Source organism: Mycoplasmatota bacterium (assembly GCA_018394295.1).
In the GTDB taxonomy this organism is placed as follows: domain Bacteria; phylum Bacillota_I; class Bacilli_A; order Haloplasmatales; family Haloplasmataceae; genus JAENYC01.
The window spans coordinates 2,967,832-2,985,528 of sequence record CP074573.1 but is presented as its reverse complement, the minus strand read 5'-3'; the positions used below and the strand labels follow the sequence as shown (position 1 = coordinate 2,985,528).

The window sequence follows — 17,697 nt, the reverse complement described above, 5'->3', positions numbered from 1 at the left end:
CCTCACCTTTAATTTTGAAGGCGAGGATTTTTATTGTTATTAACTTTGTATTATATTATGGATTTCTTTTTGATCCTCTAATGAAAGATTATCAATAATTTCTTTTGGATAGTAAAGTTTATAATCAGTTTTTGCCCCTACTTTTTGAATACCTTTTACAACATGAGATAATTCAGCTATTTCAACAAGTTCATCATTTACTAATAAAAGGATAGGTTCTTTATTTAAGCTATCATTGTTATAGTACTGATAAGCCTCTTTTACAATGGTATCACGGTGTAAATAATAGCTCGTATTAATGTGATATTTATTAAATATTTTTACCATTTTATTATATTTATTATCTAATATTTCCTTTGTTTGACAACCAATATATTTAAATAAACACCGATCTAAGAAACGGTTACTCAAATCAGCTAGTATTTGATCTTCTTCATTTCGCCAATCCTTAATTATACAAATCATCCATGGCTCATCTAATTCCAAATAAGTTTTAATATCAACTTCTTTTTTTATAAATCTCTTAATCACATCAATATTACTCTTAAAAGGAAAATTATGTTGAATTAAATATTTTACTCTTTTAAAGATACTAACAAGAAGAATTTCATAACTTACACCAACTGGATGAAAATAAACTTGCCAATACATGTGATAACGACTCATTAAGTAATCTTCAATCGCATGCATTGAGGTATACTTAAAAGCAATTTTTTGATCAACAACTAAAAAACTCCTAATGATTCTTTCTAAGTCAATTTCACCATAAGTAGCACCAGAATTATACGCATCTCTTTGTAAATAATCTAACCTATCTGCATCTAATTGGCTACTAATGATATGATTCATTATTTGGTGGTGACAAGTATTTTCATCGCATTTTTCATTATAACATTTTTTATTAATGATATTAGAAACTTTTCTTGAAAAGCCTTTTTTATGTTTTTCTAACAACTGATGAACTTCTGTATTTTTATCTAATATAATATCTATAGAATATTCTTCATGTATGGTATCAAATACCATTTCAAAAGCATGAGAATAAGGACCATGTCCAATATCATGTAGTAAAGCTGCACATAGGGTGATTAATCTCTCTTCTTTTGTTAGGGTTTTTCTAATAGCATCAACTTCATAAATAATTCTTCTTGCTACCTCATAAACTCCTAAAGAATGAGAAAAACGTGAATGTTCAGCTGTATGATAAACGACATAGACACCGCCTAACTGATGTATTCTTCGTAATCTTTGAAATTCTTTTGTCTGTATTAAATTCCAAATCAGTTCTGCTTCAACTTTTACATAGCCATATATTGGATCACGAAATACTTTTATTTCTTTCATCCTTAACCAACTTTCTATATGTTATATTATTATTTTACCAAAAAATACTACATACAGATATATAAATATTATTAATTCATAATTTTTTACGATATTTATGTGGTTTTTCTTTAAATTAGGCAACTTTTAAGGAAATTTGTCATATATTTTAATATTGAGGTGATTATTTTGGCTGTTGTTCCTTATACCGAAAAAGATGTTGATACCCTTGCTAGACTTATCCGTGCTGAAGCTGAAGGTGATGGTAGACTAGGTATGTTGTTAGTTGGGAATGTTGGAGTAAATCGCGTTCGAGCTGATTGTCTTGATTTTAGAGACATCCGTAATATACAACAGATGGTTTATCAATCACCTGGTGGATTTGAGGCAACTCAAAAATCATATTTTTATCAGCCAGCCCGAGAAATCGATAAACGTTTAGCGAGAAGAGTACTTGCTGGCGAAAGGTTTGTTCCTGCTACAACTTCCCTATGGTTCTACAACCCATTCGATGAAGCTTGTAGAGAACAATGGTTTGGACAATGGAATTCAGGCAGATTTAAAAGTCATTGTTTTTACCAACCTTTAGCAGCTGAAAATTGTTATTAAATTTATTTAAAAGGGGGATTTTATGAGTTCTTATACAACTCCAACTTATCCATCTATGGATACTATTCAACCACAACCAACTCAACCAACAAGTTTTCCACAACCAGGATTCTATCAACAACCTGGTTTAGCACCACAAGTTGGACCTATAGGTTATACTGGAAACTTACCACCACTCCAACCTGGATTTGGACGATTTGAAGAATCATATATTGAAAATATTTTAAGACTAAACAAAGATAAGGTAGCAACTGTTTATATGAATTTTGATAATGCACAATGGGGAAGTAAAGTATTTAAAGGTGCAATTGAAGCTGCTGGAAAAGATCACATAATCTTAAGAGACCCAGTAACAAATATGCGTTATCTATTGCTAACAATCTTCTTAAATTATATTACGTTTGATGAAGAGATTAATTACCAATATCCATATGCAGCACCTAATATTCCAGGTACAGGACCATCTACACAATTACGTAAAAAAGATAATATAGATCAAAATCAAACTAAATAAAGTAGGCAAATGCCTACTTTTATATTTGCCAATTTATTGGTTCTATTTGACAATCCTTAAGAATTTGATTAGTTTTTGAAAAATGTTTACAACCAAAAAAGCCTCGATATGCTGATAATGGCGATGGATGGACGCTCTTTAATATATGATGGTTATTATTTAAGATTAATGATTCCTTTTTTTTAGCATCATTTCCCCACAATAAATACACAACAGGCGTTTCTTTTTTATTTAACTTAAGGATAATCTCATTTGTAAAATTCTCCCAACCAATATTTCTATGAGAACCTGGCTTACTATCACAAACCGTTAAGACAGTATTTAATAATAATACCCCTTGATTTGCCCACGAGATTAAATTTCCATGTTCAGGATATTCCACATTTAAATCACTACATAATTCTAAATAAATATTATGAAGTGATTTTGGAATCTTTTCACCCTTTGGAACAGAAAAACTCAGTCCATGGGCTTGATTTTTTTGATGGTAAGGATCTTGACCAATAATAACAACCTTCACTTTATGAAAAGGTGTTAATTTTAAAGCATTAAATAAGTTTTCATATTTTGGATATACTATTTCATCCTGATACGCCTCTTCGACTAGCCTCATTAATTCAATAAAATATGGCTTATTAGTTTCTTCGCTTAGAACTAAATCCCAGTCATTTTCAAAAATTATACTATTCTTCATTTATTAACTGCTCCAATGTAATTTTATTATCCTCTGTTTGAGTAATTGACTTAAACACTTGTCCCTTATTTAAATAACCTCTTAAAACTGATACGACACTACCAACAAAAATTCCAGTTCCTATTCCAATTGGGATTAACCAAAACAAACTAAAAACAACTGTAATACCCCAATAAAAAAACAAAGCGATAACTTGTCCTATATTATGCCCAATTCCCCCTGCAATACTAACACCAGTCAAGCTAACCATCTTTTTTGCACAATGAAGTAAACCATACATAATCAAAAAACTCAATAATGTGCCAGAAAATCCTATAGAAAAAATCATTGGATTTCCTAGTAATAATCCAGTTAATAATGATTTTAAAATTATTAATAATAAAGATTCACGAAAGTTCAAATAATAAAGACCGGTTAATATAACGATATTTGCTAGTCCTATTCGTACACCTTGAGCAGAGACAAAAGAAGATAAAAAGGTATCAACTATTCCTAAAACAACACTTAATGCGACTAAAAGAGCTATAAATATTAATTTTTCTACATCTTTTTTATTTCCCATAGCTCTCATCCTTTCTTCATTTCTAACTTTAATATTATATCATATTTCATTTAAAAATGATATTTGATATAATATATGTATATACATCCAAATATTAGGAGGAAATAATGAATAACTGTTTATTTTGTAAAATAGTAAATAAAGAAATACCTGGTGTAACAATATATGAAGATGAAAAAATCATTGCATTTTTAGATATTTCACAAATAACTAAGGGACATACGCTTATTATACCAAAAAAACATTACGAAAATGTATTTGAAATCGATGAAGAGACAATATCACATTTATATAAACAAGTCCCTAAAATTGCAAAAGCAATTATGAATGCTTTTCAAGCAAAAGGCTTAAATGTAGTAAATAACAATGGTGAAGCCGCAGGACAAACTGTTTTCCACTATCATGTTCATTTAATTCCAAGATACAATGATAATGATGGTTTTAGAGCGATTTACACCTGTCATATGGATAAATATTCTAAAGAAGATTTAGAAAACATAGCTTTAAGAATACAAGAGCAAATCGAGTAGGAAGAAATAAATAGTTTTCTATTCATTTCAGACCTCTCACACCACCGTACGTACCGTTCGGTATACGGCGGTTCAATATGTTATCTAACAGATAAATAATATTCGGTCATTGATATTAGACCACGATGTTCTAATCTTTTATTTGTAATCGTAGTTGTTAAGATAAAGCTATGTGCGATTCGCGCATAGCTTTTTCTACTGTTTGCGTATTCCCAAGCCTTTTGACGACTTGCACCTAGTTTCTTTAGGGATTTAAATCGTTTCCCAATCCTTTTCCATGCTTTCCAAATACACATTCTTACACGAAATCTTATTTGTTCATCTAATTTCATCAATAACCATTTCATATCGGCTACTTTATAATAATTAACCCAACCTGTTATAAGTTGTTTTATTTTGAGTAACCGATAATCTAAACTGATACTCCATCTTCTAGATGTTAATTTCTTAATCTTTTCTTTTATTCTTTTAATTGATTTTGGATGTACTTTGATTCTAACTTGTCTGTGCCTGGGATTGTAGTAAAAGCCAAAGCCTAAAAATTTGATTCCTTTATTATAGTAATCTACTTTGCTTTTACTCTGATTAACTTTGAGTTTTAACTTCTTTTCAATAAAGTTAGTTATACTCTCCATTACTCTTTGTCCTGCACGTATACTTTTTACATATATATTACAGTCATCGGCATATCGTACAAATCTTAATCCTCTTTTAGTTAACTCTTTATCTAGTTCATTAAGCATGATATTTGATAATAATGGACTTAATGGTCCTCCTTGTGGTGTTCCTTCCTCACTATCTATTACGACTCCATTTATCATGATACCACTAACTAGATATTTCCTTATCAAACTCATTAAATCACTATCTTTAATTGTTAAAGATAATATTTGCATGAGTTTATCATGGTTAACCTTATCAAAGAATTTCTCTAAATCCGTATCAACTATTACTTTGTAACCATCATTTAAATACATTAAACTTCTCTCAATTGCCATATGACAACCTCGATTTGGTCTAAATCCAAAACTAGAGTCACTAAATTGTTTCTCAAATATTGGTGATAGCACTTGATTAATGGCTTGTTGAATGATTCTATCTATAACCGTTGGTATTCCTAGTAGTCTTACCCCACCATCAGGTTTTGGTATTTCTACTCTCCTAACGGGGTTAGGTTTATACTTTCTATTTCTTATGGCTCTTTTAATTTCATCACCATGTTTCATAAAATGTAATCTTCCTTGTTCAACATTCATCCCATCAATTCCAGCAGCACCTTTATTCTTCACTACTCTAGCGATGGCTTCATTTAAATTGCAGTTACTTAAGATTAATTCTAGAAGATTTTCCATTAGTAATTGCTCCTTTCATTGTTAAGACCATACTGTTTGTCCTAAAGGCTCCTAGGTTCCTTACGATACCATCGAAGTTAGGTAGGTAATCCTGATTTTCTACTGTTCATATAGTCTTATAATTTACATTTACAATTAAACATACTGTTTCGCCCTTCGGTTTGGACCCTACTATGGCTCTGCTGACTTCTCACGATAAATCTTTTTCAACCACGCTCGTGACGTGTCCATGAGATCTCCCAGGGTAAGTCTATTCACTTTCATTTCATATACTCGCCACATTTACGTGTATTATTGCTTTGATGACTACGGACTTTGTTTTGTTAAGCAAACTCATCCATAATACCCGCCTGATGTGATTCGTGTTCCTCGAGCCAAAATTTTGCCTCCTACTTCCTTCAGACCCTACTTCCCAATAGGCGCCCTTGTACTTGGCTAACACTTTAGTCATCTTCCCGTGTAGTGGACTTTCACCACCTAGTTAATAGACATGCCTGGCACACTTATAAAGAAAAATGACCATAAAGGTCATTTTTTTATTCAAATATTTTCGCTAATGTTCTAACGATTACTCCTGTAGCACCAGATGGTCCTAACAAATGAGAAGCTTTTTTAGTACAAGTCCCTGCGATATCTAAATGCACCCAAGGTGTCTCCTCAGCAAATTCTGCGATAATAGCAGCACCAAATGAAGCGTGTCCTTCACGTCCAGGCGAGTTATTATAATCTGCTACATCACTTTTTTTACATTTTTCTCTAAATGCATCAACTGGTAATTGCCAAATTGCCTCTCCTGCTTTAACAGATGTCTCTTTTATTTCACTGAGTAAGTCATTATTGTTTGTAAATGCACCTGTAATATCTGTTCCAAGTGCTGTTACTACTCCACCTGTTAAGGTTGCTACATCAATAATTTTACTTGCATTATTTTCTTTTGCATATGTTACTGCATCTACTAGTGTTAGTCTTCCTTCAGCATCTGTATTTAATACTTCTATTGTTTTACCATTCATTGTTACAATAACATCATCTGGAACAATTGCTTCACTATTGATCAGATTTTCTGTGGCTGCAATAATTACATCAACATTGACTTTCATTTGTTTACGGGCAATAATCTCAATTGCTCCTAATACAGAGGCAGCACCCCCCATATCTGATTTCATTCCAGCCATTCCGTTTTTAGGTTTAAGAGAATAACCACCAGAATCATAAGTAAGTCCTTTACCTATCAAGGCAGTTACAGGATCATTTTCTGCATTACGATATTTTAAATGAATTAACTTTGCTTCTTCTTTAGATCCCTGATTTACAGCTAAGAAAGCACCCATACCTAATGCTTCAATCTCTTTTTTATTATAAATATCACATGATAAGTTATGTTCTTTTGCTAAATCTTTCGCATAATCTGCTAAAATTGAAGGCGTCATTTTATTTCTTGGTTCATTTACAAGGTTTCTAGCACTATTTGTCCCTCTAGCATAAATACTACCTGTTAAAATCGCTTGAGATACGTCCTCTTTACTATAAATGCTAATCTCAAAACTTTCTTCCTTAACATTATTAGTTTTATAGTCATTAAAACGATAATTGACTAAATCAATCGTTTCTACTGCTTTTTCACATAATAAATGAATATTACTTTCTAAACATTGAAAAGAATCTATATCAATTACTGTATCACAATCAATTGCTTTCGCAATTTTAGAAAACAAGCTTTGAATATCTTGAAGATAATACTTTTCTTTTTTACCTAAACCAATAAAAATGAACTTCTTTGTTTTAAATTGATCAATTGGATAAAAAACTGTTATTTCTCCAAAACGGTATATTTCTTTTCTTTCACTTAAATTATTAATAATGGGTTCAATTATTCTATTTTGATTTTCATCATGAATCCCCATTACAATTGCCTTTGTTTCAGTTTCTAATTTTAAATTACTAATATATTCTTTCAAATTCATCACCTCTACTATATTATACACTTATATAGATATATGTAAAGATATTTAAAGTTTTAGTTTTCATATATTGCGTTTCTAAGAATTTCTACATTAAATTATTGTTTAGTTTTTAACTAAATTTGTTTATTTGATAGTAATAGTGAAATAATATTTATACTTTCGTACCTTCTTAAATTCATAAAATTTATAAAATCTTAAAAATCTAAAAGAAACGATAAGCAACTATCGTTTCTTTTTAAATTAGTCCATGACAACAAGACTCTTATTAAATTGTTTTTCAAGTATTCGATAAGTTATATAAGTTAGCACAAGTCCAATTATCAATAATACAATAAACATCATATAACTAGGTAGGAATAAGCTAAATACAAACTGATATAAAATATATAACAAAGTACCATAACCGATTCCAAGACCCATTGAAATTATTACATTCATATTTTGTTTCACAGGCTGTTGCGGATTATCCCATTTTAACATTGGTCTTTTTAAATCAATATAAACGCCCATTAATAGTAATGGTAAACCAGCTATTAATGATAATAATATTACAACTAATCCAAACCCAATATTTTCTAAAACAGAGCTACCTCTTTGAACCAATGTAATGATTAACAAAACAGTCATCACTACATTGAAAACCAATTGAGTAAAAAATGGTGTATAAACTCTACCTAGGATATGATCCCTTGGTTTTATTGGTAGAGTTCGCATAATCCAATTTGTTTTCCCTTCACGAGAAAATGTTGTTGATGAAATAGGCATTAATGCACTTGAGACAATTAAAAACAAAGTAACTGCTAACCAAAATTCATTTTTATATTGATTATAAAGTGATAAAAATCGATTTAACTGTTGTGCATCTGTTGTACTTTGCATAACTGTTGTTGCAATAATATATAACAAGGGTAATAAAACGATAATCGATAATGAATTAAAAGCATAAATCGGAACTTTTAATAGCGTTATAAAATCAATTTTAGCGATTGATAAGCCTACATTCCCATCCCCCTGTTTATTACTAATACTTTTTCTATTAACCTTTTTCTTTCTAGAAGGATTATTTTGTTCTTTTAAATAACTCTTAATAAATAGTGCCTGTAATACTTTAGACAATAGATAAACAAAGACTAACGATATAATTAAATATATAATTACACTTAAAATGGCTTGCATAAGATTACCATGTATTGAATATTCAATTAATTTAGTTACAGGATAATATAGAGAAAACTGGTCTAAGAAACTCGAAATATTATCAACTAAGTTTTTTAAACCCTCTAATGGATCTTGTGAACCTTCAAAGATAATATTTTTAAATATGAACATTTGAATCGTAAGTAATCCAAGAACTAAAATCGTATAACCAACCATTCTTAAGGCATCTCTATTTTTAAAAACATTGGTTAAACTCATCAGTAATACAGTGAGGATACTCACTATTACAAGGGGAATTATCGGTAGTAATATAAAACTAAGCGACATCGTTACCCATTGATAAATATAAATATGTTGGTAAATCCCATAGATGATAAAAAATGGTAACACAAGGAATACACTAAAGATTAATTCCCAAATATAAATGACGAAAAATTTACTGATCAGATAATAACTTGGTTTTATAGGTAGAGGAGTCAGTACTTTAACATCATTTGAAAAGTAAAAATAAGCAATGATTTGAAACATTCCAAAGAATAGAATGAATAATATGGATAAGATTATGGCCATTACGATAAATAGAAATAATTGAATACCTAATAGTTCAAATGTTTCAAATAATTTAATAAATGTTCTAATAAAAACCGTATAACTTGGAATACAAATAAGAAGAACAGCAATAACTAAAATTAACATATTACGATATTTTTTATCTGTCTTTACTTTGTTGATTATGTGTGATAGTGATAAACTTTGTTTTAAAAGAAAATTAAATGTGTTTAAAAATTCTTTCATTATTCAGTCAACTCCAAGAAGATATTTTCAAGAGATTCTTCTTTTCCTATTTTTGAACGAATCTCCTCTAATGTTCCTAAAGCAATGATATCTCCTTTATTAATAATAGCAACTCTATCACACACTTTTTCTGCAACTTCTAAAACATGTGTTGAGAAAAACACACTGTTTCCACGACTACAATGTTCAGCTAATAATTCTTTAACAGTATGTTGCGCTTTTGGATCTAATCCTACCATTGGTTCATCTAAAATCAAAACTTTCGGATTAGCGATTAAAGCACCTATTATAACAATTTTTTGTTTCATCCCATGTGAATATCCAGAAATAAATCCATTTACATCGTCTTTTAACATTAATTTTTCTAAATAGTTGTTTATTTTTTCTTCTCTTTCTTCGAATGGTACTTTAAATACATCACACATAAATTGTAAGTAATCATATCCAGTTATTTTTTCAAATACTTCTGGATTATCAGGCACATAACAAAATTGATATTTAGCTTCTAAAATGTCAACTTGATTATTAAACCCATTAATAAGAATTTGTCCTTCATCTGGTTTTAGTAATCCAACAATCATTTTAATAGTTGTTGTCTTTCCGGCACCATTCGGTCCTAAAAAACCAAAGATTTCACCTGGTTTTACTGAAAAATTAATTTTATTAACAGCTAATTTTTCACCATAACGTTTAGTTAACTCTTTAATTTCTAACATTTTATTCTCCCCGTCTTTAATTACTAGATATTCTATATATACCTAAAATAGTATGAAAATGCAATCTTTTTGAATAAATTCCTAAATATAATTATTAAATACATTAATTTTGTAAAATATTCCATTATTAAATCCATTTACATAATTTGTGTTCTAAAATGTCAATTACTACAAATAATACATAACCAATTAAACTTAGCAAAAAGATACCAGTAAACATATTTAAGTTACTTGTGTGGATACTATTATCGATAAAATAACCTAATCCGCTCCCAATTCCACGAGTCTCACTTAAATATAATACAGCAATTGAAGTTCCAATACTTATTCTTGTTGTTGATAACAAATTTGGTAAAATTGCTGGAATCAATATCTCTTTATACATATCCTTATTATTTAACGAAAGACTTTTTGCATGATAAAAAACTTCTTTAGGAATATTTTTAATCGCATCCTTAACAGTGATAATAACTGGAAATACAACAATTATAAATATTAATGTTGTCTTCATCCAAAACATTGAAGCAAAGATGACAATAAGTACTTGTACCAAAGTTGATTTAGGAATTGGATAGATGGCATATACCACAGGATCAAGCATTTGATTCGCTCGTTTAGATAATCCCATTAATATTCCAATATGAACACCTACTATGATAGACAGTAATAATCCAGTAAATAAAAGGGTTACTGATTCTTTTGTTGGTATTAATAAATGCGTTTTAAATATTTTAAAAAAATTAATGATAACATCCTGTGGATAAGGAATTTGTTGAGGGAAAACAATCGAAAATAAATACCAAATTAAAATAATAATAATTAACCCAATACTTTTTTTCATATGCATTACTCCAATCTTTTTCTAACTTCTATACATTTTTCGTAAAATGCAATTGATTTTCTAGCGTCTTTATCCCCAAACAATGAATCATTATTAATTTCCTCAACGATTTGTCCATCTTTCATGACGATGATTTTTTGACCCAAATAAACTGCTTCTTCGATATCATGTGTGACAATAACAGAACACAATTCATACTGTTTATAAATATTTAATAATAAATCTTGAAAATTCTCCTTTGTGAAAGCATCTAAAGAAGAAGATGGTTCATCAAATAATAAAATATCAGAATCCAAAACAAGCGTTCTAGCAATCGCTGCACGTTGTTTTTCTCCACCACTAAGATCCTTAATATATTTATTTTTCAAGTGACTTATTTCAAGTTGATCTAATACTTGATTTATTTTTAAATCTATATGTTTTTTTGATATATTTCTTGCTTTTAGTCCTAATGCACAATTTCCATAGACGGTCTTCCAAGGGAATAAACCACCAGTTTGAAAGATGATACCTGTTTTACTTCTAACATCATGTAAAGGTTCTCCATCTATTTCAATTTCACCATCAGTTGGTTTTAATAAACCAGCTAATAATAGTAATAAAGTGGTTTTTCCACAACCTGATCGACCAATAATGCTTATTTTATCATTTCTAGCTAGTTTAAGATTTAAATTACTTAATACAGGTTGATTATCCAAATACTGATAAGTTAAATGATTAATATTTATCATTTTTATAACCTCATTTCAAAAAAAAGCCATCAATGATGGCTAATTTTATTATTGATCTTCTAATTGATACGGGAATAAAATTTCTTTTAATTGATAATCTTTGCTGATTATATTTTTTTCTTTACACCATGCAAGTACATCCTCAAATGTATCTTGGCTTGGATTTTTTAGTGGATGAAAAACTTGTTGTTCAACAATTCCTAAACTTTTTTCAGGAATTAAGACATGGGCAGGATCGGTAATAATATGTTTGTAATCTTCATAACTTCCTTCCATCATCTCTTTAATAGCTTCATTTAGTGCTAAATTCATGTTTTTAATCATTTCATAATTACTTTCAGCGAAATTCTTATCAACAACAAAGCATGTAACATATAAATCTTCATCTATATTATTCCATAATTCAACGCCACCTTCAGCAATCATTAAAGAAGGAAATGGTTCTGGAATGATTGCCATATCGATTTTTCCTTCTTTTAATAAGGAAAAACGATCAGGTACAACTGGAATTGGAATTCTAGCATAAACCTTATCTTGATTATTTTCATCAATGTTATTTTGCTCAACTAATGTAATATTGTTTTCTTTCATAACATAGTCAACTAAATAATCAATTACTGTATTTTCAGATAATCCAATTTTTGCTTTTTGAATATCCTCAACAGATGTTACACCATAATCTTTTCTTGTGACTAGTCTGAATTTCTCTTCTGTTTGGGAAGTAATCACAATATCTTTACCTGAATTTAAATACAATAACGCTGCGACTAAATCAGTACTTACTCCATTTATTTTATTTCCTTTAAATGCTGCATCTCTATCTTTAGCACTATTATAGAGTTCTAATTTAACATCAACACCATATTTCTCAAAGATACCTTGTTCTTGTGCATAATAATAAGGTACAGATAATAAACTTTTCATTAACCCTATATGTAGTGACTCTGTTTTTTCCTTTTTGCATCCTGTTATTCCAACTAATAATGCGATGGAAAATAATAATGTTATTAGTTTTTTCATTCTGTTCGCTCCTTTACAATACAAATGAATTATATCATAAATGAAGATAAATGTTTATATAAAATTTTGATTTATGTTATAATCAAATAGTAAAATGGAGGTTAATATAGTATGGCTTATAGTGATTTACAATCATATATGAAAAAATTACAATCCTTAGATCAACTCATTGAAATCAATGAAGAGGTGAGTCGTGATTTAGAAATAACAGAAATAGCGAATCGAATTATGAAATCAACCACGCAAAACAAAGCATTATTATTTAATCATATTAAAAACTCACCCTATCCATTATTAATCAATGCTTTTGGTTCTTTAGAGCGAATGTCATTAGCACTAGAGGTAGATAATCTTGAATCCATCGCAAAAGATATCAATGATTTTATTGATATATCTAACTACAAAACACTACCTAAACAAATTAAATCATTACCTAAATTGTTAAGACTTTATTTCTCTTTTCCACATAAAGTGAAAAAAGCAGCTTGTCATGAAGTGATTGAAGAACCTGATTTAGATAAAATTCCCATTATAAAATGTTGGCCAGAAGATGGTGGACGATTCTTTACTTTACCACTTGTTATCACAAAGGATCCTGAAACAAATCAACAAAACATGGGGATGTATCGTATGCAAGTATACGATAAAAAAACAACTGGGATGCATTGGCATTGGCACAAAGATGGAAGAGAAATTTATGATAAATATCGCAAGTTAGGAATGAGTAAGATGCCTGTTAGCGTCGTAGTAGGTTCAGACCCAGCTACAGTGTATGCTTCAACTGCTCCATTACCAAAAATGGTCGATGAAATGATGTTTGCATCTTTCCTACGTAGAAGGTCTCTCCCTATTGTAAAATGTATTACCAATGATTTATATGTACCAGCAAATAGCGAATTTGTCTTTGAAGGATATGTCGATATTAATGAAGATACCCGATTAGAGGGACCTTTTGGTGATCATACTGGTTACTATTCATTACCTGATTTTTATCCTGTTTTCCATATTGAAAAAATTACACGTAAAAGAAATCCCATCTACCATGCAACAATTGTGGGGATTCCACCTATGGAAGATTGCTATATGGCACTAGCAACAGAGGAAATATTCTTACCATTAATGCAAATGCCTGTCCCAGAAATCGTTGATTTACATCTGCCTTTTGAAGGTGTTTTCCACAATTGTGCGATTACATCAATTAAAAAACAATATCCAAAGCATGCCCATAAAGTCATGAATTCTTTTTGGGGTACAGGACAGATGATGTATCAAAAATTTGTTTGTACCGTTGATGCTGATAAAAATATAAAAGATTATCAAGACATCTTCTGGACTGTGATTGATACAGTCAATTTAGATGAAGATATCGTGATTACTGAAGGTCCATTAGATGCCTTAGATCATTCATCAAAAAATGCTTTTTTTGGTTCACGATTGGGAATTGATGCAACGACTAAATTTAACGAAGAATCTTCGTATGATTTATCTAATGAAAAAAAATATTTATTTTACAAACACTTAGAAAAAGAAGAGTTATTGAAAATTTTAAATACACAATTTAATTTTATTCTAGACATCCGCTTACCCCAAAATAACGATGATTTTAAATTGTTAGTGATTCAAATTAATAAATCTAACGATCAACAGGTAAAAGAACTTTATAACTATTTACGAAAAAGTCCACAATTACAACAGTTTAAATGGATTAGTATTTTTGATCAATATACTAATATATATAAAGATTGGCAATGTTTTTGGCGATTATTTAACAATATTGATGCTAATCGTGATTTATACTTTAATGAAATTGTTATTAACTCTATTTCTTTTAAAGTTGTTACAATCGATGCAACTAGAAAATTGCCTAGTGAAAATGGAAATAGACAATGGCCTAATGATATTATTATGACTGATGATATAAAAAATAAAGTAGATTTGAAGTGGTTAAAATATGGTTTTAATGAAGAGAATAACTAAAAGAATTTATTTATATGGAGAAATGGTGATGTTCAGTCACACCTTGTTTTCACTTCCATTTGCCTTAATTACAATGTTTATTGCCGCAAATGGACTACCAGAAATCAAAATCATCATTTATGGTTTAATCGCATTAGTTGGTGCAAGAACAGGAGCCAATGCTTTTAATCGCTATGCAGATAGACTAATTGATGCTAAAAACCCACGAACCGAATCTAGACATATTTCAAGTGGGCAAATAAAAAGTATGGAATCTATTTTAGTAACTATATTATCTTATTTAGTATACTTTTATGCAGCATCTCAGATAAATGAAATATGTTTTTATTTATCCCCAATCCCAATTCTCTTTTTTACCATATATCCATATACTAAACGCTTTACGTCCTATTGTCATTTATTCCTAGGTATCGCTTGTGCTTTTGCAGTTTTAGGTGCATGGATGGCAGTAACAAATGAACTCTTTTTTATCACCTTTAATTCAAAAACAATTCCCATTGCTTTTGTTGATATTAATATTATTCCAATCATTTTATTTGTTGCCGTAGCATTATGGAATGCTGGTTTTGATACTATTTATGGTACTCAAGATATTACCTTTGATCGTGAAAACAAAATTTATTCTATTCCTGCAAAATTCGGATTAGAAAAAGCACTACTAATAGCGAAAATATTTCATTTACTAATGATTTTACTATTACTATCTCTAGTCTTTGTTGTTCCTCAACTGTCATTAATTTATCTTATAGGAATATTTATCAGTTCAATATTATTATTATTTGAACATAAAATCGTAAATCCACATAATAGTATTTTAATGAAATTAGCTTCATATAAACTTAATCAGTTGATTAGTATTTCAATTTTTACTTTTACTTGCCTTGATATTTTCTTATTCTAGGAAAGGAATGATTACATGAAAAAAATTATTATCGGTTTAACAGGTGCAACAGGTTCTGTTTTCTTTAAAAAATTGCTTGAAATATTGATACTAGAAAAGTGTGAAATTTATGTAGTAGCTACAAAAACAGGTGAAGAAGTATTTGAATATGAAATTAAAAATGACTTTAAAAAATATATTGAGTCACTTAATTATCAACATCTACACTTATGCCCAATTAATGATATGTTCAATAAAATAGCTAGTGGTTCCTTTCAAGTTGATGGGATGATTATCTTACCATGTAGTATGGGAACTATCGGAAAAATTGCGAATGGTACAAGTGATCATCTATTGATTAGAGCATGTGATGTTCAATTAAAAGAAAAAAGAAAAGTACTCATCGCCTTCCGTGAAGCACCTTTATCTTCTATACATCTTAATAATTTATTAACTTTACAACAAGCAGGTGCTATTATTTTTCCATTAGTTCCAGCATTTTATCATCACCCTAAAGATTTAGATGAAGTCATCAATCAAATTGTTTTCCGTATACTATCCTATTTTGATGTTTCAACAGAGGATAAAATAGTCTGGGAAGGCATATAAAAAAGTCCTGTCGGTAAATTAAATAACAAAGACCTATAAAAACAATAATAGCAACTCCTTGGAGTTGCTATTATATTTGTTAAAATATAACTATGATTACCAATAATTATTATAAGCAATTTTTCGAAATAGGGTAACAGTTTTTTAATTATAATTTATATGAAATTGGATTACCAGAAAATGATCCTGATTATACACTTAAAGAAGTTATGAAGGAATTAGATTTTACTATGTTTCTAAGTACGTATAAACAAAGAGGACGTAAGGCATTTAATTAGTGATGATTTAAAGAGATTCAACCATAAATCAACCAGTATATAAAGAAGTAATGTTTTATGTGTTCGCTAGAAATATTAACAAGTATCATCGATTTATGTCAGGTTCTTTAATTGAATTTAAAGATAAGAACTTTGTATAAAAGAATTTATATTTGTGTACTCTTTATTTCTAAAAAATTATTCTAAAAAAAATAAAAACTCGTGAAAATCACAAAATAGTGATCCACGAGTTTTGTTTACGAGGTATCAGTAAAGATTCAGTTCATAAACCTTATTTACCAACACCTCCTTTTATATTATGATGCATTTTATTCAATATTGGTATTATGTTCTTCTTTAATGAAAATACCTTCTTTTATAACTACTAATATAAATAATATCTTCATAGTTGTAATTACTAACAAAGATATGATACTCATCACATCGCTAAAATTTAGAAAATTTTGAAATATTGGTGATGGTTTAGATGTATATCTATTAGAAATATTTAAATTTGCGATTTTAGTAGTATAAACATGTGATCCTATAAATAAAATACTTTGTGTAATATACACTAATATAGTGAAAATAATAACAGGAGTTTGATAATCCCTGCTATAACTGTCCATTACTAATTTTATAAATAATATAGTAAGGATTGTCATTAATAATAAAGTGATAATTAACAAAATTTTAGTCATTGTTTCAACTGATATGACATGTTCAGATAAATTATTCGATGAACTAAATCTCATCAGAAATTCAAATCCTTTTGCCTGAGTAATTAATAATATTACATAAATCACTATAAAACTAGTGAATACAAAATCACTACTACAACTATAACATTTAAAATAAAAAATCATTCCTACTAATATAAGAACATAACATATGATATTAAATCCTGAAGTCATCCCGATTAATCTAAACAAATAATCTAGTTGATTAATATGTCCCTGATTATTTAATACTCCTACTAAAAAAGTTCCATTATCAAACGGTAATGGACATACAATTATAATTGATAATATTAATAAAACTAAAATAACAAATTTCTTATTCATAATTCCCTCCTCATTTCTTTAATTTAATTGTACATTAAATTCCAAATTTTTACAATATTTGACAATAAATAAAAACGAATTGTTGTGACACAATTCGTTTT

17 protein-coding genes are annotated in these 17,697 nt (G+C 29.1%); 6 read left to right on the top strand and 11 right to left on the bottom strand.

Features of this window, described 5'->3' with window-relative positions; translation table 11 throughout:
• Positions 1–39: 39 nt before the first annotated feature.
• Entirely contained in the window at positions 40–1,344 is a 1,305-nt protein-coding gene (locus KHQ81_14155) for an HD domain-containing protein (GenBank protein QVK17949.1), read from the bottom strand.
• A 168-nt stretch (positions 1,345–1,512) separates the two neighbouring features.
• On the opposite strand from KHQ81_14155, the gene KHQ81_14150 reads away from it, so the two are divergent.
• Both KHQ81_14150 and gerQ read left to right on the top strand, forming a co-directional pair.
• Entirely contained in the window at positions 1,513–1,932 is a 420-nt protein-coding gene (locus KHQ81_14150; protein ID QVK17948.1) for a cell wall hydrolase, read from the top strand.
• A gap of 55 nt (positions 1,933–1,987) precedes the next feature.
• On the top strand, positions 1,988–2,446 hold the full coding sequence (gerQ, locus tag KHQ81_14145; GenBank protein ID QVK19656.1) for a spore coat protein GerQ: 459 nt from the start codon (positions 1,988–1,990) through the stop codon (positions 2,444–2,446).
• Positions 2,447–2,465: 19 nt separating this feature from the next.
• Here the strand turns inward: gerQ and KHQ81_14140 are convergent, their stop codons facing one another.
• Together KHQ81_14140 and KHQ81_14135 are read right to left on the bottom strand one after the other, a co-directional pair.
• Positions 2,466–3,140 (bottom strand): uracil-DNA glycosylase, encoded by a 675-nt coding sequence (locus KHQ81_14140; GenBank protein ID QVK17947.1) that lies wholly within the window; start codon positions 3,138–3,140, stop codon positions 2,466–2,468.
• The gene (locus KHQ81_14135; protein QVK17946.1) at positions 3,130–3,702 is read right to left on the bottom strand and encodes a Gx transporter family protein; all 573 of its coding nucleotides are present in this window, start codon (positions 3,700–3,702) and stop codon (positions 3,130–3,132) included. Before KHQ81_14135 ends, KHQ81_14140 begins: the two co-directional genes overlap by 11 nt.
• Before the next feature lie 107 nt (positions 3,703–3,809).
• On the opposite strand from KHQ81_14135, the gene KHQ81_14130 reads away from it, so the two are divergent.
• Complete coding sequence (locus KHQ81_14130) at positions 3,810–4,232, top strand: HIT family protein (GenBank protein ID QVK17945.1); 423 nt, start codon at positions 3,810–3,812, stop codon at positions 4,230–4,232.
• A gap of 80 nt (positions 4,233–4,312) precedes the next feature.
• On the opposite strand, the gene ltrA is transcribed toward KHQ81_14130, so the two are convergent.
• From ltrA to KHQ81_14095, 7 genes are all read right to left on the bottom strand, one after another.
• Entirely contained in the window at positions 4,313–5,584 is a 1,272-nt protein-coding gene (gene ltrA, locus KHQ81_14125) for a group II intron reverse transcriptase/maturase (protein ID QVK17944.1), read from the bottom strand.
• Positions 5,585–6,120: 536 nt separating this feature from the next.
• Positions 6,121–7,542 (bottom strand): leucyl aminopeptidase, encoded by a 1,422-nt coding sequence (locus KHQ81_14120; protein QVK17943.1) that lies wholly within the window; start codon positions 7,540–7,542, stop codon positions 6,121–6,123.
• A 246-nt stretch (positions 7,543–7,788) separates the two neighbouring features.
• The gene (locus KHQ81_14115) at positions 7,789–9,501 is read right to left on the bottom strand and encodes a hypothetical protein (GenBank protein ID QVK17942.1); all 1,713 of its coding nucleotides are present in this window, start codon (positions 9,499–9,501) and stop codon (positions 7,789–7,791) included.
• Positions 9,501–10,217, bottom strand: coding sequence for an ABC transporter ATP-binding protein (locus KHQ81_14110; GenBank protein ID QVK17941.1), 717 nt, complete (start codon positions 10,215–10,217; stop codon positions 9,501–9,503). Before KHQ81_14110 ends, KHQ81_14115 begins: the two co-directional genes overlap by 1 nt.
• Positions 10,218–10,344: 127 nt before the next feature.
• Complete coding sequence (locus tag KHQ81_14105) at positions 10,345–11,058, bottom strand: ABC transporter permease subunit (protein QVK17940.1); 714 nt, start codon at positions 11,056–11,058, stop codon at positions 10,345–10,347.
• Between the two features lie 5 nt (positions 11,059–11,063).
• The gene (locus KHQ81_14100; GenBank protein ID QVK17939.1) at positions 11,064–11,789 is read right to left on the bottom strand and encodes an ATP-binding cassette domain-containing protein; all 726 of its coding nucleotides are present in this window, start codon (positions 11,787–11,789) and stop codon (positions 11,064–11,066) included.
• 48 nt (positions 11,790–11,837) lie between these two features.
• On the bottom strand, positions 11,838–12,809 hold the full coding sequence (locus tag KHQ81_14095) for an ABC transporter substrate-binding protein (protein ID QVK17938.1): 972 nt from the start codon (positions 12,807–12,809) through the stop codon (positions 11,838–11,840).
• Positions 12,810–12,920: 111 nt separating this feature from the next.
• Between KHQ81_14095 and KHQ81_14090 the strand changes: the two genes are divergently transcribed.
• Genes KHQ81_14090 through KHQ81_14080 form a run of 3 tightly spaced genes read left to right on the top strand, consistent with a single transcriptional unit; the run spans position 12,921 to position 16,275 of the window.
• Complete coding sequence (locus tag KHQ81_14090; protein ID QVK17937.1) at positions 12,921–14,786, top strand: menaquinone biosynthesis decarboxylase; 1,866 nt, start codon at positions 12,921–12,923, stop codon at positions 14,784–14,786.
• Entirely contained in the window at positions 14,761–15,687 is a 927-nt protein-coding gene (gene ubiA / locus KHQ81_14085) for a putative 4-hydroxybenzoate polyprenyltransferase (GenBank protein QVK17936.1), read from the top strand. The genes KHQ81_14090 and ubiA overlap by 26 nt, the downstream gene beginning before the upstream one ends.
• 15 nt (positions 15,688–15,702) lie before the next feature.
• Entirely contained in the window at positions 15,703–16,275 is a 573-nt protein-coding gene (locus tag KHQ81_14080; GenBank protein QVK17935.1) for a UbiX family flavin prenyltransferase, read from the top strand.
• 586 nt (positions 16,276–16,861) lie between these two features.
• On the opposite strand, the gene KHQ81_14075 is transcribed toward KHQ81_14080, so the two are convergent.
• Positions 16,862–17,596 carry a hypothetical protein gene (locus KHQ81_14075; GenBank protein ID QVK17934.1) on the bottom strand — a complete coding sequence of 245 codons (735 nt, stop codon included), beginning with the start codon at positions 17,594–17,596 and terminating at the stop codon, positions 16,862–16,864.
• Positions 17,597–17,697: the final 101 nt, after the last annotated feature.